This is a genomic window from Microbulbifer jejuensis, assembly GCF_047289955.1.
Taxonomy (GTDB): domain Bacteria; phylum Pseudomonadota; class Gammaproteobacteria; order Pseudomonadales; family Cellvibrionaceae; genus Microbulbifer.
Map to the genome: position 1 here is coordinate 32,846 of NZ_JBLBUB010000020.1, position 20,426 is coordinate 53,271.

General features: G+C 54.8%; 20 protein-coding genes. 8 read left to right on the forward strand and 12 right to left on the reverse strand.

Going from position 1 to position 20,426, the window contains the following annotated elements:
* Positions 1-340 precede the first annotated feature (340 nt).
* The 4 genes from ACL7TT_RS13720 (at position 341) to ACL7TT_RS13735 (ending at position 3,336) form a co-directional block, all read left to right on the forward strand.
* On the forward strand, positions 341-727 hold the full coding sequence (locus ACL7TT_RS13720; RefSeq protein WP_413396168.1) for a putative zinc-binding protein: 387 nt from the start codon (positions 341-343) through the stop codon (positions 725-727).
* A gap of 217 nt (positions 728-944) precedes the next feature.
* A complete protein-coding gene (gene ubiT, locus ACL7TT_RS13725) occupies positions 945-1,427 on the forward strand; it encodes a ubiquinone anaerobic biosynthesis accessory factor UbiT (RefSeq protein WP_413396170.1) in 483 nt (160 codons plus the stop codon).
* Positions 1,428-1,439: 12 nt separating this feature from the next.
* Entirely contained in the window at positions 1,440-2,435 is a 996-nt protein-coding gene (ubiU, locus tag ACL7TT_RS13730) for a ubiquinone anaerobic biosynthesis protein UbiU (RefSeq protein WP_413396172.1), read from the forward strand.
* Between the two features lie 10 nt (positions 2,436-2,445).
* The gene (locus ACL7TT_RS13735; protein WP_413396174.1) at positions 2,446-3,336 is read left to right on the forward strand and encodes a U32 family peptidase; all 891 of its coding nucleotides are present in this window, start codon (positions 2,446-2,448) and stop codon (positions 3,334-3,336) included.
* Positions 3,337-3,863: 527 nt separating this feature from the next.
* On the opposite strand, the gene ACL7TT_RS13740 is transcribed toward ACL7TT_RS13735, so the two are convergent.
* From ACL7TT_RS13740 to ACL7TT_RS13750, 3 genes are all read right to left on the reverse strand, one after another.
* The gene (locus tag ACL7TT_RS13740; RefSeq protein WP_413396176.1) at positions 3,864-4,514 is read right to left on the reverse strand and encodes a cytochrome b; all 651 of its coding nucleotides are present in this window, start codon (positions 4,512-4,514) and stop codon (positions 3,864-3,866) included.
* A 269-nt stretch (positions 4,515-4,783) separates the two neighbouring features.
* Positions 4,784-5,845: an MBL fold metallo-hydrolase gene (locus ACL7TT_RS13745; RefSeq protein WP_413396178.1), complete on the reverse strand. Its 1,062-nt coding sequence runs from the start codon at positions 5,843-5,845 to the stop codon at positions 4,784-4,786.
* 49 nt (positions 5,846-5,894) lie between these two features.
* Positions 5,895-6,794 carry an SDR family NAD(P)-dependent oxidoreductase gene (locus tag ACL7TT_RS13750; RefSeq protein WP_413396180.1) on the reverse strand — a complete coding sequence of 300 codons (900 nt, stop codon included), beginning with the start codon at positions 6,792-6,794 and terminating at the stop codon, positions 5,895-5,897.
* A 118-nt stretch (positions 6,795-6,912) separates the two neighbouring features.
* On the opposite strand from ACL7TT_RS13750, the gene ACL7TT_RS13755 reads away from it, so the two are divergent.
* The gene (locus ACL7TT_RS13755) at positions 6,913-7,506 is read left to right on the forward strand and encodes a TetR family transcriptional regulator (RefSeq protein WP_413396182.1); all 594 of its coding nucleotides are present in this window, start codon (positions 6,913-6,915) and stop codon (positions 7,504-7,506) included.
* Between the two features lie 417 nt (positions 7,507-7,923).
* Here the strand turns inward: ACL7TT_RS13755 and ACL7TT_RS13760 are convergent, their stop codons facing one another.
* The 9 genes from ACL7TT_RS13760 to lgt form a co-directional block, all read right to left on the reverse strand.
* On the reverse strand, positions 7,924-9,276 hold the full coding sequence (locus ACL7TT_RS13760; protein WP_413396184.1) for a tetratricopeptide repeat protein: 1,353 nt from the start codon (positions 9,274-9,276) through the stop codon (positions 7,924-7,926).
* A 12-nt stretch (positions 9,277-9,288) separates the two neighbouring features.
* Positions 9,289-9,906: an energy transducer TonB gene (locus ACL7TT_RS13765; protein WP_413396186.1), complete on the reverse strand. Its 618-nt coding sequence runs from the start codon at positions 9,904-9,906 to the stop codon at positions 9,289-9,291.
* A 2-nt stretch (positions 9,907-9,908) separates the two neighbouring features.
* The gene (locus ACL7TT_RS13770) at positions 9,909-10,310 is read right to left on the reverse strand and encodes an ExbD/TolR family protein (RefSeq protein ID WP_413396188.1); all 402 of its coding nucleotides are present in this window, start codon (positions 10,308-10,310) and stop codon (positions 9,909-9,911) included.
* A gap of 117 nt (positions 10,311-10,427) precedes the next feature.
* Positions 10,428-10,955, reverse strand: a complete 528-nt coding sequence (locus ACL7TT_RS13775; RefSeq protein ID WP_413396190.1) for a MotA/TolQ/ExbB proton channel family protein — start codon at positions 10,953-10,955, stop codon at positions 10,428-10,430.
* Between the two features lie 14 nt (positions 10,956-10,969).
* Positions 10,970-12,340 (reverse strand): MotA/TolQ/ExbB proton channel family protein, encoded by a 1,371-nt coding sequence (locus tag ACL7TT_RS13780; RefSeq protein WP_413396192.1) that lies wholly within the window; start codon positions 12,338-12,340, stop codon positions 10,970-10,972.
* On the reverse strand, positions 12,337-13,119 hold the full coding sequence (locus tag ACL7TT_RS13785; protein ID WP_413396193.1) for a DUF3450 domain-containing protein: 783 nt from the start codon (positions 13,117-13,119) through the stop codon (positions 12,337-12,339). Before ACL7TT_RS13785 ends, ACL7TT_RS13780 begins: the two co-directional genes overlap by 4 nt.
* 287 nt (positions 13,120-13,406) lie before the next feature.
* Complete coding sequence (locus ACL7TT_RS13790) at positions 13,407-13,916, reverse strand: dihydrofolate reductase (RefSeq protein ID WP_413396195.1); 510 nt, start codon at positions 13,914-13,916, stop codon at positions 13,407-13,409.
* A gap of 15 nt (positions 13,917-13,931) precedes the next feature.
* A complete protein-coding gene (locus ACL7TT_RS13795; RefSeq protein ID WP_413396197.1) occupies positions 13,932-14,765 on the reverse strand; it encodes a thymidylate synthase in 834 nt (277 codons plus the stop codon).
* 1 nt (position 14,766) lies between these two features.
* Entirely contained in the window at positions 14,767-15,621 is an 855-nt protein-coding gene (gene lgt, locus ACL7TT_RS13800) for a prolipoprotein diacylglyceryl transferase (protein ID WP_413396199.1), read from the reverse strand.
* A 98-nt stretch (positions 15,622-15,719) separates the two neighbouring features.
* Here lgt and ACL7TT_RS13805 point away from each other — a divergent pair, with 98 nt between their 5' ends.
* From ACL7TT_RS13805 to ACL7TT_RS13815, 3 genes are all read left to right on the forward strand, one after another.
* Positions 15,720-16,544 (forward strand): NRDE family protein, encoded by an 825-nt coding sequence (locus ACL7TT_RS13805; protein WP_413396201.1) that lies wholly within the window; start codon positions 15,720-15,722, stop codon positions 16,542-16,544.
* Positions 16,545-16,974: 430 nt separating this feature from the next.
* The gene (locus tag ACL7TT_RS13810; protein WP_413396203.1) at positions 16,975-18,957 is read left to right on the forward strand and encodes a L,D-transpeptidase family protein; all 1,983 of its coding nucleotides are present in this window, start codon (positions 16,975-16,977) and stop codon (positions 18,955-18,957) included.
* A gap of 190 nt (positions 18,958-19,147) precedes the next feature.
* Positions 19,148-20,401 (forward strand): L,D-transpeptidase family protein, encoded by a 1,254-nt coding sequence (locus ACL7TT_RS13815; RefSeq protein ID WP_413396205.1) that lies wholly within the window; start codon positions 19,148-19,150, stop codon positions 20,399-20,401.
* Positions 20,402-20,426 lie beyond the last annotated feature (25 nt).

A 20,426-nucleotide genomic window follows, 5' to 3' on the forward strand; every position in this document is an offset into this window, starting at 1 on the left:
CACGGCTATTTTCTACCTCTTCCGGGGTAGCCTCTTCCGATCTACCCACTCTGGTCAGGTGTTCCCCCCGACAGTCCCTTTTATATTCCCCGGTTCCACCGGGGCTCTAACGATTTTTCGATGGCCCCTGGTCACTGCGTCAGCGGTTTCCCACACCCAATGCAGCACCTCGAGAGACGATCACCACGAGAGGAAAACTGATGTCCGCAGCAGAGTCTCGATCCGCTATCACACCTGCAGGTCGCTCACCGCTCGGGAATCGCTATGGATCAGGCTTACCCAAAAGATTGTTGAAGGGGTTACTCCGTCGGCTGCAGCAAAAAAAAGAGGACAATCGTCAGTGAATAACAAAACGGGTTACCGGGCGCTGCCGCTGGTTTATGCGTGCTCCGGTTGTTCCAGTGCCGCGCAGTTAGCGAACGCACTGGCCGTGCGGCTCGATCATAACAAACAGGCAGAAATGTCCTGTGTTGCCGGTGTGGGCGGCGATGTGGAAGCGCTGGTAAAAATTGCCAAGTCCACTCGCCGGAAAATAGTCCTGGATGGCTGTCCGCTGCACTGTGCGGCCAATTGCCTTCGGCGCCATGGGATTGAACCGGAGGTGCATGTGGACCTGTCCCGGGAGGGGGTTCGAAAAAAAATGCATGCGTATCCGGCAGCGGAAGAGGTAGAGCGTATCTACCAGACGGTGGTCACCCCGCGGCTGGCCGCACTTAAGGGGCAGTGAGTCATCTGCATTGCCGGATATTTACAGGTATTAGTAGCGCCTTGCCATAGGGCAGAAGCGACTGCAGAGAGCGCACCTGTATAAAACCCTGCCGCCTTTGAAAATGGCAAGACGGATCAGGGTTACAAGTGCCCGGAACGCTTCCCGGACCACGCCACACGCTTCGCCGAGGCTGGAGCCGGGCTGTCACCATTATTGCGGATAGGGAGGGGGACTATTGCTTGTCAGAAGATCGATTGCCCGCATAGGCTACCGGTTCGGCTGCAACCTACTGCCACTGTTGCCCAACTGGCCGGGCGAAATTGTCTTTATCAAGCTGCTCAATCAGCGGCTGTCAGAAGAGCTGCAGGACGGACTGTTTGATTTCCTCGACAGCAAAGTCCTGGAGGTCTCGGTGACGGATTTGGGCGTATGCCTTCGTATCTCCAAGCGCGATGCCTATTTCGTGCGCGCACCTACGGGTGCACCGGCCGACTCGACCATCTCTGCCAGTATCTGCGACTTTCTCGCCATTGCCAGTGGCAAAGAGGACCCGGACACGCTGTTTTTTCAGCGCAGGTTATGCCTCGGCGGACAGACCGAAATCGGGCTCACGGTGAAAAACCGTCTGGATGCGCTTGATCGAAGCCGTATACCGCAATGGGCCCAGCGCTGGCTGGAAATGACTGCTGCCGAACTGGCAGCGATTGTTGCGAATTAGCAAGGAATCACTGTGGAATTGGTATGTCCCGCCGGAAGCCTTCCGGCCCTGGAAGCCGCACTCGATCATGGAGCAGACGCGGTTTATATCGGCTTTAGCGATGCAACCAATGCGCGCAATTTTGGTGGCCTCAACTTCAACGACAAAAATGCGCTGCGCGCCCTGGAGCGTATACGCGCTCGCGGCAAAAAACTGTTTGTGGCCATCAATACCTATGCAAAACCGGACAGCTTCGCGCGCTGGCAGGCCGCCGTTGATCGCGCAGCCGGTCTCAGTGCCGACGCGGTCATTTTGGCGGATATCGGCCTGATCTGTTATGCGCGCGAGAAGCACCCCAATCTGGCCCTGCACCTGTCTGTGCAGGCCTCTGCCACCAGTGGACCGGCACTGGAGTTTTATCGACAGCAATTCGGTGTCCGTCGTGCGGTATTACCGAGAGTGTTGTCCCTCAAGCAGGTACAGCAACTGGCAGCTGCAAGTCGTGTGGAGCTGGAAGTCTTCGGCTTCGGCAGCCTCTGCATCATGGCCGAGGGGCGTTGTCACCTGAGCTCCTATGTTACCGGCGAGTCGCCCAATCAGAACGGCGTCTGTTCCCCAGCCAGGGCGGTGGAGTGGCGAAACACCGCGAGTGGATTGGAGACGCGATTGAACGGCGTCTTGATCGACCACTTTGCGGAACATGAAAACGCCGGCTATCCCACCCTGTGCAAGGGTCGTTTTATTGTGGATGGCAAACGCCAGCACGCGCTCGAAGAACCGACAAGCCTGAACAGCATGGCACTACTACCAGAGCTTAAAGCGGCCGGTATTCAGGCCATTAAGCTTGAAGGCAGACAGCGCAGCCCCGCTTATGTGGCACAGGTGGTGCGTACCTGGCGAGAGGCAATCGATGCAGTGCTAGAGCCTGGTGCGGATTTTTCGGTAAATGACCGCTGGCGCAAGACGCTGGCGAAAAATTCCGAAGGCAAGCAAACAACACTGGGCGCTTATGACCGCCCCTGGCAATAGAGAATACACAATGCGGCTCGCTCTGGGACCAGTGCAATACTATTGGCAACGCACCGACATCAATCACTTTTATGAAACCATGCTTTCCACGCCGCTGGATAGTATTTACCTGGGAGAAGTGGTGTGCGGCAAGAGACACGCGTTGCGGGCACCGGACTGGCTGGAGCTGGCACAGATGCTGGCAGAGGTTTCCGACAAGCAAATAGTTCTGTCGACACTGACATTACTGGAATCCAATGCCGACCTCAGTTGGGTGCGAAAAATCTGCAGTAACAGCAAGCTGTTGGTTGAGGCCAATGATATGTCGGCGGTACAGCTGTTGTCGGAGGCACGCCTGCCGTTTGCCTGCGGCCCGGCTGTCAATATCTACAATCAGCACACACTGGCGTATCTAATGTCACTCGGTATGGTGCGCTGGACGGTGCCGGTGGAAATGAGTTCGCGACAACTGGCAGCGGTGCTCAACGCCTGCGAAAAGAAACCTGAAGTCGAGCTGTTTGCTTACGGCCATATGCCACTGGCTTATTCTGCGCGCTGCTTTACTGCCCGCCACCTCGGCCTCGACAAGGATAACTGTGCCTACCGCTGCATGGAATACCCGCACGGCCTGCCACTGGAATCCCAGGAGGGCGAGGCGCTGTTTGTGATCAACGGTATACAGACGCTGTCCGGAAAGCCGCTCAATCTGCTGCACCACTTCCCGCAGCTGTGTGAACGGGGCATTGACATCCTGCGGCTGTCACCGCAATGGCAACAGATGGAGCAGGTGATTGACGCTTTCGACCGCGCCCGACGCGGCGATCTGCACCCGCAACTACTGCCCCCCGGCGTCGATGGTTACTGGTGCGATCACCCCGGCCTCGAACTGATCGCCCGCAGTGGCACCGGCACACCGGCCTGAGGCAGAGATGCCGGGTGTCCACAAAGCGGGGGAGCTTGCGCGACAGGTCGTTGGTGAAACCTATCAGTCTTTACCATTAAAATCTTTGTCCTCTCGCAGCGCCTTGACAGTGACATCCATAACGAAGGTAGGCTTGGTCATACTAGTCAAGCAGGAGGGGGTACTCTTTCCTTCCGACCTGGTAGTAAATCATCTGTTTTTTGCACATAATAAAGAAATAACACAGAATTCTGAACAGAGAGTATTCCGGGAAGACCTGCTCGCCCGAATAGATCTGTGGGCCTATCAACTCCCCTCTCTGAACGAACGGGAAGTGGACCTGTAACCCAATATCGATTTTGAACAGGAGACCTTCCTCAAAAGGGCTTTTAACAACTCTTCTAAACCCATCCGGTCAATGTCAGTGCGCACTCACTGTGATCTATGGCGCTGTAGTTCAAAACTGACAGCCTGCATAACCTCTGGACAACCGAAATCTCACCTAGGGGGGAGATTTGCATCCACGGAAAACCTACCTGCAGTGCCCATTAAATTATCTCTCTGTTGTCCAACTGCATCTGAGCCTTACCCGCTGCATTAACAGTCTGGATACTGCCTTTTGTTGTCATTTTTTGCAGCGTTCTGTCATTCCTGATGAGGTGGTGGTATAACGCCGCTGCGATATGCCCCAATATCAAGATCCATGCCAGCCATGCTCCCAGCAGGTTTTTGTGGACAAAATCTATTGGCTTTTCGAATTCCTCGAAGGAAATGCCCAGTCCATCCGCAATTAAGAACTGGTATAGGCCTGTGTTTTCGAATTTAGGGATATCAAAAAGGAAAAAATACTCTGTATTTACAGAAGTACCCATATACCCGGTAATTGGCAAGAGTATCATGATGGCATATAAGATATAGTGCCCTGTATGTGCAAGCACATGCTCTAATCTCGTTCCAGGCTCTGGATCTGGTATTTGGCTGCCAATACGCCAGAGAATTCTAAGCGCTACAACGACAGCAATCGTAACCCCTATGGACAAATGCATCTGGAGAGCAACCCAATTTTCAGGGGTCTCTTCCTGCGTAAACCAATGTCGATAATAAACACTGACATAGGATGCGAGAAAAAGTACAGCCGTTACCCAGTGCAACCACTTGGCGATTGCACCATAATTACTGGCAGTGTTTCTAATACTCATCAGGTTCTCCTGAAACCTCCGGTGTTCTGGTCATCCAACGATCAATACATCAATATACCGCGTTGATTTCGTAAATCCCTTTTCGAAATTGAGACTTTTGTTGCACATCCAGTTATGGATCTGCCTGGGCAACCCATTTTTCATGTCATTTTTTCTATTACCACTGAACAATTAATGACTGCATTTGTTGAGCAATGCTGTTTCTGAGACAAATTCCATCCCCCACCAAAAGTCATTAAAAGACTGCATACAGCACCAGTATCTGATATTCAATGTGTAGGTTGTGTGCCTGAGGCGGCGAGATTGGGCAACTGGAATGGTTGCCCAATCTCAAGCGTTATAAAGGCGGTGGGAGTAAGGCCCGCCTCGCGTTTAGCCTGCTCAAGAAGTTCAACGGGTTCTTTACGCGCTTCTGCACTCAGTTGGAAAGTGCCATAATGCATGCCTATCGATAGGTTGGCCTTTAGGTCAATATGCGCCTGGACGGCTTCAAACGGGTCCAGGTGAACTGGTTTGAATAAATTTCTGGGTGCATAGGCGCCGATCGGAAGCAAAGCGACATCTATAGGTCCAAAGCGCTCATAAGTGCGCACATAATGATCCGCGTAGCCACTATCTCCACCAAAGTAAATTTTCTTACCACCAACCTCTAAAAGGAAGCCACCCCAAAGCGTAGAGTTTCTGTCCGTCAGTGAACGGCCAGAGAAGTGCTGGACATCCAGGAACCAGAGCTGGAAGTTGTCGGCAACCTGAATATTGTCCCACCAGTCCAGCTCGATGACTTTTTCAGAGACCGGCAAGCGGCGCCCCACACCAAGTCCCATATAGAGGTGTGGATTGTCCCGTTCGATCAGCGTACTGATAGAATTCAAGTCCAGGTGATCATAATGATCATGGCTGATCAGAATGGCGTCGACCCTGGGCAAATTGTCAATGGTAATGCCCGGATTATGTACCCGCTTCGGTCCGATAAACGAGACGGGGCTGGTGCGCTCCGAAAATACCGGGTCAGTCAGGATATTGAGTCCGCCCACCTGAATCAGAAAGGTAGCATGATTCACGAAGGTGATGCGTACATCGTTACCCTGAACCCGCTCAAGCGGGGCAGTATCCATCTCTGTTTCCACCCAGTCCGGCCACTCAGCACGCTCCGTCTCGGCCTCGGTGGTAAGCCCACTCCATACAATTTCCCAGAAAGACTTGGTTTTGACCGGATTGGTATTACTAAATACCCCATCGTTGAAATTTGCTGATTTTTGCCTTACATCCACTTTGCTTGCCGTGCACGCAGCCAGTAAAGTGCCGATAAAAAGAACCATTAATTTCCTCATCCTGGCGACACCCATTTCGATATAGTTTTGTAAAAACAACCCGCCCATGCTATTTAAGTAACGGAGCAGCAAGACTTTCCAACTGGCCCCAAAGACAAGAAGCCCCATTGGAGTCGAGGGCGGGATCACCGGCTTGTAAAGCAACAACACCCATGGTGTTGTGCCAATAGGCACCAGGAGGGAGATCTTGCGTTGCACCTATCAACGAAGCTTGGGCGCCAGCTTCTTCGGAGATCAACTGAACGCTTCTCAACCAGGCAAAAAAACCGGTTTTTGAGCCAATAAATCCACTTGCAACCACACCGGGGTGGACTGCAATTGGGTGCAGATTGGGATAGCGTCTTTTAAGCTCGGCCACCTGCCAGAGATTTCCCAGCTTACTGCGGGCGTATACCTTATTAGCCGAATCGTAGGGAATATCTGCTGAACACGCTTTTGCCAAAATGTAAATATCACCTGTCGTCATTACAATTCGCGCGTTCCGGGTCAACAGGTTCCTCTCGATCAAAAGCCGATAGAGAATATGATGACCAAGAACGTTCACGGCAAAAGTCTTTTCGAGTTCCATTACCGTTTTTTCCGCTTTTTTCGGCAGCAGTCCAGCATTACAAATCACTAAATCAAATGGCGTCTCACCCAAACAATCGATAGCGGAAACGATGGATAACGGATCACCCAAGTCCACCATCAGAGTGTCTGCTCCCGGCAGAAAACCACTGCCATGGGACAAGCCCCTGGCCATGGTTGTGACCTGGGCTCCGCGCTCCATCAGTCCACGTGAAACAAATTCCCCGACTCCAGCAGCTCCTCCGGTGACCAAGGCCCTCTTGCCATCGAGGCGGGGGTGGGCGGGACAGATTCGGTTTTTCCTTTTCTGGCCAAGCGTACCAGCCAGAATACGGCTAATCCGACCGGATCGCGGTATAGTGGGGTTCAGCTCAAAAGACATAAAATTTACTCGTTTCCGCTGAAATCACAGGTTGACTGCTCTGATTGACATTGGAATGACAATTTACAATAATTGTCATTCCAATGAAAGTCAAGCCCGACAAGGGTAACTCGATAAGATGCTTACTAATGAACAGATACTGGACGCCGCTGAGGATGTATTGCGCCGGTTTGGCCCGCGGAAAACGACAGTAGTGGATGTCGCGCGCGCACTTGGCGTCAGCCATGGAACCGTCTATCGGCATTTCGACACTAAGGCCGCGCTCCATGAAGCCATTACTACAAGATGGTTTGAGAGGGTCACTTCACCCTTAGCCACAATAGCCAGGAAACCCTCCAGTCCCAGGCACCGTTTGCGGGAGTGGTTTGAGACATTGATGGCCATCAAACAGCACAAGGCGCATGAAGACCCTGAGCTGTTTGCTTCTTATTTATTACTTGCAAATAAAACTTCGAAAAAAATCGTGTTTGCGCATGTTGAGATTATGATCAAACAGGTTGAACGAATCCTGGCCGATGGCTGCGATGACGGTTCGTTTGAAATCGATAATTGTGCCGCAACCGCCCGCTCTCTGTTTTTTGCAACATTTCGCTTTCATCACCCACTCCATGCAAACGAATGGAGTGATGAACATCTTAAAGAGGATTTCGACCACCTGTTCACTATGTTGGAACGTGCCATCAAAAAGCGCAATGGGCACTCAGTTGATTAACCTAGAAAAGTGGTACTTCCCCGCGCTATAGAGAGACCATCCCCAAGGTGTCTCAGCGGTCACACAGAACCAGTGGCGAGGGTTTCACAACTATTTTTGCTGCCGTTCTAACGGACACCCATAATGCAAAGAATCAGTATCCTGTGGCGGTATGGAAGTAATTCTGGAGAATAGTGTGGGAAGATATCAGAGTTCTTGAACGAGTCATCGGGGAAACAGTAATGGCTTACGGCGCCCATAAAACGTAAACCTATGGAGCCATGTACCTATCCAATACGCTGTGCGAGCGCAGTATATTCCTATTCAATATGGTGGAGCATTTCTGCCACCGCACACCCAAACATTACTGCTGTAATATATCAATAAAAAGGCCGCATAGAACTATACGGCCTTTTTGAAACGAAGCACTCAAAATAATTAAATTGCAAGCTGCTCTTCGCGCGCCTTTTCACCTTCGACAAAGGCCATCCACTGTCTGGCGGTTCTCTCAGAGCGCTTGTCTTTCAGGGCTTTCCTAAGGCTGCTGAGCGCAGCGTCATATTGCTTCAAATTGGCATTGGCCATGCCCATCACGACATACAACTGATCCTGGCGCTTAACCCCGCCTTTGGCCAGGGCTTTCCTGCCCACCGCAACGGCTTTCTTATTCTCATCCAGATCCAGGTAGATACCCGCCAGACGGGAATAGATTTGGCCTTTGTCGGACAGCTTGGCCGCCGCTTCCAATTGCGGAATCGCTTTTTGCAACTCCTGAGCCATCTGGTAGGCCTGGGCCAGGGTTTCCAGATTCTTGGCATTGCGCGGAATTTTCTTCTCCTCGATCCCTTTGACAATAACCTTGGCCCCCTTATAGGGCATCTCAAACCCCATAAAGAGATAGCCCAGATTCAGCAGGTCTTTTTCCTTTTGTAATGCCCCGGCAAGGTAGGCCGCTTCCATCAAATGCAGCTGGTCCCTGTCACGCTTAAGCTCGCCGTACATTGCCGCCAAAGTGAGGTAGTACGCAGGCTTTGGGTAGTGTTGCAACAATTTTTCCAGAACAGCAGCCACTTTTTTGTAGTCATTGCGCTCAAAATAAATGTACTGCTGCAATCCGTACCAGTTCTCCTTGGGCACCTTGCCTACTTTCTCATACATGGATACCGCCACATTGATATCCGCAAGCGCCTTGCCCTGATCGCCAGTCTGCTGATAGGCCTGGGCACGCAACGCATAGGAATCCGCAGTGACGCGATTTGAAACCTTCATCCACTGGTTCAGGTAATTGACCGCCTGTTTATAATTCTCGGTCACAAAATACAGCTGGGCCAGTGTAAACAAAGTGCCCTCTTCCAGCGCTACCGGCAGATTTTTCTCGCCCTGACTCAACACTCTTTTGAAGTAGGGGATCGCCTCCTTGTAGCGCTCCATACTGTAATAGACAACACCAAATAAGTTGTACATCTGCGCTATTTCGTAGCCATTGTAGCGCTTCTTACTGGCATCCATGTCCTTCAGCGCAGCCAGTGCGCCCGCCCAGTCTTCTACCTCATAAGCCTCCTGGGCTTTCTCCAGCTTTTTGTAGGCCGCTTGGCGCATGGCCGGCACCTTGCGGGTTTTCTTCTTGCTGGTTTTTTTTTGTTCCTGCGCCTGTGCCGAGGCGAAAGGCGCGGAAACACCCGCAGCTTCCAGTATGCTAACACTGACTGCCGGTGCCAGAACCAGGGGGAACGCTAGCGACACGCGCAGAGCGAGCCTGGACAAACCTTTAGCCATGGTTGTCAACTTCATAGTGCTTCCCCTTTAGTTTTCGGCCATAGTAAAGCTGATCTTGGTCTGCACATTGGGCACCTCAATCGGCTTGCCATCGACCACCCGCGGCTTGTACTTGTACTTCAATGCGGACTTCAGTGCGTTCCTGTTGAAAATAGTGGTTGGCTTGCCTTTCGAAGTAAAGGCCTCAACCACCACCGGGTCGCGCACAGAACCATTAGTGGTCACTGTATATTTGACAATAACATAGCCTTCGATGCCGCGCTGCTGTGCACGACGCGGATACTGGGCCTGTACTTTGACGATGGGTAGATAATCGCCCTCGCCAAAGCTGAATCCAGACAGCTTGATACCGTCGTTGCCGCGGGGGGCCGAGATATTGATACTGCTGTCAATGGTTGGATCGTCAAATTCCGGTTCCAGCATCTCCGGCGGAGGCGTTTCCGGGTCTTCCGGTTTCTCCGGTTTGGCGGTGTCGTACTGCGTTTCAAGTTCTTGTTCGGGCATCACCACGTCGGCAACTTTGAACTGCTCCTTTTCCTCCTGAGCGCTCATATTTGCCTCAATCAGCTGATGCATGGTGAAGATGAGGCCAAATGTCGTGGCGGCTGCCAATGTACCTGCCCCAAGAAGTCTTACCGGATTCATAGCTAACTCTTCTCTGTCGCGACCGAAACTTTCTCGATACCGATCTTCCTGGCCGCTTGCGCAATCAGGGCAATTTTCTCAATATTCGCGCCCTTATCGGGTTGAATCACCAACCACCCTTTGGGGTTTTCGGAGTAGAGGCGCTCCAGGACGATTCTTACCTGGCCCTCGTCAACTTTCTCTTTGGCAATCCAGATCTCATTGCTTTCGTTGATCGCTACCAGAATAGAAGCGGTTTTGAGTTCAGCGGTTGTCGCTTCCGGCTTTATCACATCGGTACCCGGCACTTTGATAAAAGTCGCGGTGACGATAAAGAAGATCAGCATAATAAACACCACGTCCAACATGGGCGTGAGGTCAATCGCTCCTGCCTCTTCTTCTGCCGTATTTTGTCTTTTGCTCATTGCAACTCTCTTAGCGAACTTTTCCCGCGAGGGACCCCAAGAGGGATCCCAGCGGCGGGAATCTCTGGCTTGGCTAAACCTTCACAGCAAATAAGCTGGCCTATTCGCTGATGTGTGCTAGTGATCCATGGTCAGATGATCTTCCAGCAGCTGGCTCTCCCGCTCTGCTTTGCGGGTAAGGTAGGTGTTGGCAAAAACACCGGACAGCGCTGCAACCATACCCGCCATGGTGGGGATAGTTGCCATAGATACACCGCTGGCCATCTGCTTGGCATCACCACCACCGGTAATCGCGAGAACATCGAACACGTTGATCATGCCCCAGACCGTACCCAAGAGCCCGAACAGGGGCGCCAGGGCCACACAGACCTGAATCATGTCCATATTGTCCTGAATCCTCTCGGAAACCCGGGAGATCATCGCATAACGGATCTGGCGGGAACCCCAGGAATTGCGCTCACCGCGCCCCTCCCACTGGTCCACTGCACCCTGAACATCACTTTTCAACCCCTTGTTGAAATAGAAGATCCGTTCAAAAATCAGCGTCCACATAAAGAAGGTCAGACCGGCGATCAGGAACAGTACTGGCCCGCCCGACGCCATAAAGGCGTTGACAGCGGCCCATGCGTCGATTAATGCGTGCATGTTGCCGCCTCCTCTTATTTACGCTCGGCGTTTTCCGCCACGATACCGGTACTCTGCTCTTCCAGAATATGCAGGATACGCTTGGCGCGACCGTTCACGATAGTGTGCATCAATACCGTCGGGATAGCGACACACAGGCCCAAAACGGTGGTAATCAGCGCGGAGGAAATACCGTCGGCCATGGCTCTCGGGTCACCGGCACCGAAGATGGTGATCGCCTGGAAGGTAATGATCATGCCGGTAACGGTCCCCAAGAGGCCCAGCAACGGCGCCACCATAGCAATAATCTTCAGCAGGTTGAGGCCGGTCTCGATCGCTGGGCGCTCCTTCAGTACCGCCTCTTCCATCTTCAGCTCCAGGGTTTCACCGTCAACACCCTTGTTTTCCTCTGCCACCGCCAGTACACGGCCCAACGGGTTGTTGGTATTTGGCGTGGCGGAACGCAGTTGGGCATTCACCTTGGCACTTACACCGAAGAGCACGACCAGGCGGAAGATAGCCAGCAGCATGGCGAAGGCACCCACGGCAGTGATGATATAACCCACAATTTTACCCTGGTGCCAGCGCTCGATAAGGTCCGGGCTGTTGATCATGGCCTTCAGGTAGGAACCGCCGGTGGGGCCTGTGGGATCAACCCCGAAAGCGCTGAAGCCGGCGCTGGAAGCCTGCAGACTCTCCGCCATCTTCTGGAATTTGGCGTCCGGCTGGCGAACCAGCTCAGCCACTTTATAGGCGTCGTTCATCTCCAGGTATTTGCCGTTGGAAACCAGGTTGAAGTTACCTACACGAACAACTTCCTGCTGGACCTGCTCACCATTGGGCTTGATCACAGTGGCATTGAACTTGACAACCTTGCCGGATTCGATTGTTTCCCGCTGGATTTCAAACCACAGGCGCTCAATTTCTGGAATGGTCGGCAGCTTGGTGCCCGTGTTCATCTTGGCAAGCAGGCCGTCGATAAATTCTGTCCGGCCCGGATATTGCGACGAGACCAGGGAGGAATCGATATTTGCGCGCAGGTCTGCGGCGGTAGAGGACATATGGCCGAACAGTTCGCTCAGAGAGCCCAGGCGCTCATCCAGTTGATCACGCTTTTGATTAATGGCGCCTTCCTGATCCTGATATCGTTTTTCCAGTTCCTCGGAGCGCTTTTCCTCAGCGGTGCGAACATTTTTGGCCCTGTTCAGCAGCGCCTGCTGATTGGCCTTTTGGCGGCGAAATTCGGCTTCGCGCTGCTTGTGTTCCTGGGATTCAGCGATTTTGGATTGCCGAACCATCTTCAACAGGTCATCGAGAGAAGTGGCTTTTTCCTGCGCAACCGCAGAGAAGCTGATCAGGCCAGCCGCGGCTGCCACTAGTATACGTTTGGCGATAGAGGTTTTCATTGCGCTGCCTCCGGAGCCGGGATCGGCATGGTCATGATGTCGGTGGAGGCCTGTTGCCTGGCGATTTTCAAGCCGCTCATAAGGGCACGGCGGTAAGTGCCAGAATCGATTTCAACCCAGGCTTGCTGGCCCTTGTCGTAAGCGAGGGAGATATTGGAATCGGTCGTCTGGGCGAGCAGCGCGATGCGGCCGATCTGCAACACGTTCACTTCGCGCTCCTGGCCGTTTACATTCAGGGTATCGCCGTAAGTGGCGATCTTGCGCGCGTACTCCGCTTCGTAATTGTACAGTTCCAGTACTTCACGGAACTTCTCCGCAACCGTAATATCAGAACGGTCCATATTATTTTTTACGCTTACCAGGTTGGCCATGCGCTCGTCCAGTTTGAAGGGCGCGTCCAGTTCAATAAACTGCTCCAGGCCCTCCAGCATGCGCAGGATCAGCGGCTGGATCTGGCGTTCGATGACGGTGACGTTGGCGATGGATTCGTCCAGGTCGTTGATCACTTCAAGCTGGTTGGCCAACTGCTTTTCCAGCTGACGGTTGTATACGCGCAGACCGTCAATTTCCTTGTTAACCACCTTGAAATCCTGCAGCAGATCGCTGGTTTCCTCGGCAATCTTGTCGATGCGTTTTTGCGATGCCCGGGCCGCAGTGGTTTTCTGCTGGCCGACGGCGAGAACGTTATCGAGAGTATCCGCGTTGGCTACGCTGCCATAGAGCGCGCCGGCAGACAGCACAGTGGCCAGCGCCACAGCCATGAATCGCTTGGTTTTCATTAGACCCCCCAGTGGGTTCAATATTTCACAACATGGTCGCGATGATTTAGCTGCCAAAACGCGGTGTCCTTTTGTTTTAAAAACATTGGCTAGAAGACAGCTAAGAGCCGCACATTGTAAACAGCCGATTTGATTATTCAAATGCCGATTGTCAGCATCGGCCAGCATGGGTAACAAGGTAACAACCGGGTAACACGATCGAGTCACTTTCACACATCAGCGGCGCCATTCCCTGTGCAGGCTGTCAAAGAATTTAACAGACTGATCAACTTTTAATCAAATTGTTTTTATTTAAATCTGTCGTATTGAACTAATGCGTAATTATACTCATTCCTGTCTGAAGCGGGGTAACACTCCCTTACAGTGTCGACCCATGAGTCATCCAGCTTTGGAAAAAAGGCGTCAGCATCCACCTCAGCATCCACTTCAGTGATATAAAGGCGCGCCGCCAGGGGCAGGGCTAGGCGGTAAATTTGCGCCCCACCAATCACCATCACCTCCGCCGCACCGGCCTTCAAGGCCCACTCGCGGGCCCGGCAGAGCCCCGCCTGCAGTGACGTCACCACCTCAACACCATTAGCCTGCCAGCTGGTATTACGGGTGATCACAATATTGTTGCGCCCCGGGAGGGGACGGCCGATGGACTCAAAGGTCTTGCGCCCCATGACCACGGGCTTGCCCATGGTGACCTGCTTGAAGAACTGGAGGTCTCCGGAGAGCCGCCAGGGCAAGCCGTTGTCTTTGCCGATAGCGCCATTGCGCGCCACTGCAGCAATCAGGGCCACAGAAATATCCATATCCACAGCGCCCCCTTAAACCGCTACCGGTGCCGGAATATGCGGGTGGGCACGGTAATCCCGCAGCTCGAAGTCCTCAAAGCGGAAGGCGAACAGGTCTTTCACATCCGGATTTAAGTGCATCGTTGGTGGCGGCAAGGGCTCCCGTTGCAACTGCATCTCTGCCTGCGCCAGGTGGTTGGCGTACAAGTGAGCATCACCGAAGGTGTGAATAAACTCGCCAGCCTGCAGCCCGCACACTTGCGCCAGCATCAGGGTAAGCAGGCTGTAGGAGGCAATATTGAATGGCACTCCGAGGAAGATATCCGCGCTGCGCTGATACAGCTGGCAGGACAGCTTGCCGTCCGCCACATAAAACTGAAAAAGCACATGACAGGGGGCAAGGGCCATGCGCCCTGCACGCACATTGTCCACAGGGGAGGCGCTCTCGTCTGGCAGCTCAGCGGGGTTCCAGGCAGTAACCAGCAGGCGGCGGGAGTCCGGCCGGGTCTTCAGCTGATGCACCAGCTGCTCCATCTGGTCGATATGATGCCCGTGCGGCGCCGGCCAGCAGCGCCACTGGCGACCGTATACCGGCCCCAGATCACCGGCTTCTGTGGCCCACTCATCCCAGATCCGCACCCCGTTTTCGCGCAGGTAACGGATATTGGTCTCCCCCTGCAGAAACCACAGCAGTTCGTGGATGATCGAACGCAAATGGCATTTTTTCGTAGTAATTAGCGGGAAACTCTCGCCCAGGTCGAAGCGTATTTGGTAGCCAAAAATACTCAGGGTGCCCGTGCCCGTACGATCTCCCTTCTCCGCGCCGTTTTCGCGCACATAGCGCATCAGATCCAGATACTGCTTCATCTTACTGTGGCGCCCCATCCTTCGAATGGGTGCACGCCTGCCTGGCACTGCTCCTGTCCCGCCCCTCCGGCGACGGCTGGGTGCGGTAGCTCCACACCAAGAGCGCAATACCGGCCGCGATCATCGGCAAACTCAGCAGCTGCCCGCGGGTCATCCAGCCAAACAGGTCAAAGCCAATATGGCCATCGGGCGCGCGCACAAACTCCACCAGGAAACGGAAAACCCCATAAAGCAGTACAAACAGACCGCCAACGGCAAGACGTGGGCGCGGCCGGCTGGAGAACCACCAAAGAAGGGCAAAGAGCACCAGCCCTTCGAGAAAAGCCTGGTACAGTTGCGAAGGATGGCGCGCCAACAGCTCCGGATCCTTCGGGAAAACCATACCCCATGGCCCCTGGGTAGGACGCCCCCACAACTCCTGACCGATAAAATTACCCAGGCGCCCCAATCCCAGACCAATAGGCACCAGGGGGGCGACAAAGTCGATCAGGGCCGGGAAGGTCGTGCCAATCTTACGGGCGTACCAGGCTGTGGCCAGCATCACGCCGATCAGGCCACCGTGGAAACTCATCCCCCCTTCCCACACCTTCAGCAGAGACAGCGGACTTTCAATCAGCTCCGGCAGGTTGTAGAAGAACATATAACCGAGGCGTCCACCGACCACCACCCCGATGGCACAGTAGAGAATCAAATCCTCCACTTCAGATTTGATCACCGGGGACCAGGGCCTGGTGCTGCGCCGCAATGCCAGCCACCACGCAACAATAAAGCCGGCCAGGTACATAAGCCCGTACCAATGCACTTTAAAGGGGCCAATGGCGAAGGCCACAGGGTCAATTTCAGGATAAATCAGCATGGGTGAATCGAGATTGGCAGCGATAAAGGCGTATTATGCTCACAAAGCCCCCCTCAGCGAAAGGGGCGCATCCAGCCCTGCCACTTTGGAAAACTGCTATGTGCCTTTTGCTGTTCGCTTACCGCTGCCACTGTGACTACCCGCTGCTGCTGATCGCCAATCGCGACGAGTACTATGCCAGGCCCAGCGCACCCGCAGCGCTCTGGGAAGGGCTCGGCCTGGTCGCGGGGCGCGATCTGCAGGGCGGTGGCACCTGGGCGGGAATGGCCCGCGGCCGGGTCGCCGCAGTGACCAATATCCGCGAACCCGGGCGGGCCGTGCCCGAAGACCTGCTCTCCCGCGGGGAAATCCCCCTGGATTTCCTTGCCGGCAACAGTACACCCTACCAATTTGCCCTGGGGCTCCAGGGGCAGCGTTATCGCGGCTTCAATGCACTGCTCTTTGATCTGGAGGCCGATAAACCACTGATCTGCGCCGGCAATCGCCACGCCCCTTTCCCCATTCCAATCGGCGTACACGGTATTTCCAATGGCGCGCCGGACGCCCCCTGGCCGAAGGTTGAGCGGGGAAAGAAAGGGCTCAGGCGTATCATGCGGGGCATTGGCGATACCATCACCGAGGACAATTTTGTGCGCCCTGCTTTGGCCCTGCTGCGCCACAGTCAACCGGCGCCCGAGGCAGAACTCCCGCACACTGGCGTGGGTCCGGCAAGAGAGCGGGCGCTCTCTCCCATATTCGTACACATAGACAACCGAAAATCCTCCTCGCCCGGCACAGCGGCGCCAGACAATGACCAAGCCGGCTATGGCACTCGCGCCAGCACCCTGATTGCTGTTCGTAAAACGGGGCGCTGCCAGCTGTGGGAGCAGTCTTTTGCACAGGGAGAGCCCGAGGGACCACTGCGTCACTTCGCTCTCGGCTAGTACCCTTGCTTCTGAAACTAAAGGGCCATGGCAAAATAATTGGCCGTATCTGATCGCTCAAGTATTTACCCGCTAATCAAATATTCCCCTTCAAATCGACATCCGTGCCACAGGCGCTTCGGCGGTTATTGCCTCATTGCCGCCCTCCCCCCGGTGACTCCCAAGAGAAGAAGGAAACGCCAAGCAAATTCTGCATTTATTGCCATACTTACTCTCACAGACGGCAATTGGTTGAGTTACGCGCAAGTGCGCAATGCCAATCGGCGTCTGAAAAGAGGAGGTCGCGCGGGACGCATGACAAGTGCGAGCCATCGCTAAACACCGAGCAGTATCAGGTTAGGCTCGTCACAGGTTGGGAAGGTAACAACGATCTGGCGCCCGGGATTATCCACAAGACAACGCCGGGCCCCTGCAGTATCGCTGAGGTACCATGTCGTATTTCAACCCAGAACAGCGCAAACGCAAATCCATTCTGCCCCTGCTGATTCTCGGCAGCCTGTGTGTGTCCATTCTCTATTATGCCTTTGCGGCCAACCAGAAAACTGTGCCGGTACTGCCGGAAAATGCCGTGCGCCCCCACCTGGTACACTGGCTGGAAGAGAACCCCAATGCCTGGCCCGCCCAGGACCCCATTTTCAATCCCGCAGCGGTGCGCAAAATTTACCAGCGCACCGATTACCGCCTGCTCTGGTTCGACAATTACAGCCTGAGCGACAGCGCCAACGACCTGCTCAGGCAACTCACTGCGGCCAGCTCCGGCAATCCCAGTAGCATGGTCGACTACCGCTATCACCTCGGATATTTCGACCGCACCCTGCGCGATACCCCACAGCGCCTGCAGATGGCCGCGGTACTGGATGTCCTTCTGACCGATGCGTTTGTCTCCTACGCCCAGGATACCCAGTTGGATCGCATCAGACCCAAAAGCCGCCCACACCGCGGTATTACCCCGGTATTTCGTGAAGACCAGGGGTTTCGCATGGTTGCTTTGCCCAGGCCTCCCCAACAAGCCTCAAATGAGCCCAGTGGACGCAAGTATTTTCGCGGCTACGACCGGGCGCGTATCATCGGCAGCAGTCCGCACAGCCACCCCTATTCCCAGGACTACAGCACCGACGATGAACGCAACCCCTCAAACGCCGCCAATTCCGCCCGCAGCTTCAATCGGATGCGCCACAATACACACAGAGACCGCAGCGAAAGCGGCCCAGGCGCCAGTGGCAGCGACAGCCGGATCTATTACAACCAGAACCGCAACAATCGTGGGCGCGACAATCGCATGCGCAACAGCGCAGCTATTGCATCCCCGGTCAATAGCGAGGGTCGCTATTTCGAGGAGAATACCCCCTATGGCAGTGATGCCTATGCGTTGAGAAACCAACTGCAAAAATTGCGCAACCTATCCACCAGTGGACGCTGGCGCCCAATTCCCCCAGGCCCGGCAATGACGATGGGGGCCCGCCACCCCCATGTGGGCCGACTGCGGGATCTACTCTCTCTCTACGGCGACTACCAGGCTTACTACCGCTATCGCGGCGCCGATCACAACCGGTTCGACCGGAGCCTGCATCAGGCTGTAGCGCGCTTCCAGAAACGCCACGGCCTCAAGCCGGATGGCATCGTGGGACGCACCACCCGCAAGCGCCTCAACCTTTCTCCCGCTGCACGGGCGAAAATTGTGGAGATGAATATCCGCCGCCGCGAAGCCTTGCCCTCCAGCCTGGGGGAGCGCTTTATCCAGGTAAATATCCCTGCCTACCGGCTTCAATATGTTGAGAACGGCCAGGTCAAACTGGCCATGAATGTGGTTGTGGGGAAGAAGAAACACGCAACACCCGAGATCACCACACGGGTCAGCAAAGTGATATTCAACCCCACCTGGACGGTACCGCGCAGCATTCTCGTCAATGAAATACTGCCCAAGGCCCGCAAGAATCCCACCGGTATGGAAAACATGGGGTACCGGGTGGTCAGCGGAAGTGGTGAATATCTACCCCTCACCTCCGGCAACCTCTCGGCCGCGGGCGCCGGCTCCTATCTAATGCGCCAAATGGGAGGTGAGGAGAATGTACTGGGCCGGATAAAATTCGAGATACCCAACAAACATGATGTCTACCTGCACGATACCCGCGCCCGCACCCTCTTCTCCCTGACGGACCGCGGCTATAGCCACGGCTGCATTCGCCTGGAAAAGCCACGTCACCTGGCAGAGGCCCTGTTGCGTCCCCAGGGGAGTTGGGACCAGTGGCGTATCGGCCAGCTCACCACCGGCGAAGAAACCACCGAGGTCGACCTGACCCGATTGGTGAACATCTACATCACCTACTGGACCGCCTGGGTCGACGGCCAGGGCAATCTGAATTTTCGCCCGGATATCTATGCGAAAGATGGCCTCACCGATAACCAGTTCTAGATCTGCCGCCGCATTCCACTGACCCGGCCCTGAGTTTCCGCATGGGCCACCACCCCTATATTCCTTTTACCTAGTAGAGCCCAGGGAACGCATTTCTCAAAAATATTAAAGAGTTCCGCAGTCACAAGTTACCAATGTGAGCAGAGTGTTTCAGTCTCTTCGATCCTTCCATTGCTGACATGGGTGACTTATGGGTATTCGCAAGCGTCCGCCCTTTGCACGTACACTGCACAGGGCCCCTGTGCACGTCAGCGCCCTCGTATTGTTGCTGGTCCTAACCCTAGGGTCCGGGCTGCACCCGGCCACTGCGGAGACCGGGGAGGCTATTGATACCAATACAGTTGCCGGCAGCGATCCCTTTTCACCAGAGGGGCGGCAATACGCGCTGCTCAGTGAGGAACTGGCACGCTACCGGGTGCTGGCGGACAGTGACCACTGGCAACCGCTTCGTGCCGGGCAACCGATAGCACCGGGCAGTCGCGGTCCGCGTGTCGCGCAACTGCGCAGCCTGCTGATGCTGTACGGGGATTACCGCCCCAGTGATTTTGATACTGCAGGATCGAAGGACAACCTCCACGCCGATGTGTATGACAAATCCCTGCAACAGGCAGTGCGCAGATTCCAGCGGCGTCACGGGTTGAAAGCGAACGCACTGGTTGGCGAGCACACCCGCAGCCGCCTCAATACCAATCCCGCCAAGTTGGTGCGTGTCCTCGCGGCCAATCTCAAACGCTGGGAGCAGCTGCCAAAAGATCTGGGACCGCGCTATATCGTGGTCAACATTCCCGATTTCAGTCTGCGCCTGATGGAGGGCGACCGTGAACAATTCCGCATGAAGGTGGTGGTGGGCAAGCCAAAACACAAAACCCCGCAACTGACCACCCGCATGACACGACTTGAGTTCAATCCAGTGTGGCGCGTGCCACCGAGTATCGCCCTGAAAGAGCTGCTGCCAAAAGGCGGCTCTGCGCTGGGCGCCAGAGGATATCGGCTGATCAACCACCGCGGCAGAGCCGTGCCCTTTACCCGCGGCAATATCGCCGCTGTGCGCCGCGGCAAGGTTATGCTGCATCAAAGGGGTGGGCCGGGAAACGCCCTGGGTCGGGTCAAGTTTATGATCCCCAACCGCCATGCCATTTACCTGCACGATACCAAAAGCAAACACCTGTTCAAAAAGTCCCAACGGGCCTTTAGCCACGGTTGTATTCGCCTGGAAAAGCCGATGGTGTTTGCCCGAATGATGCTGGGACAGCAAAACGGCTGGGGTAACGCGCGTATCAACCGCGCCCTGGGGAGCAGCCGCACCCACGGCGTAGCGCTGAAAAAACCAGTACCCGTTTACATCGCCTACTGGACTGCCTGGATAGATGAAAAGGGGCAGTTGCAATTCCGCCCGGATATCTATCGCCGCGACAACCCCGTAGCAGGAGCAGGTCGTGGCTAATCCCAAGTACATCTACGGGCATTCA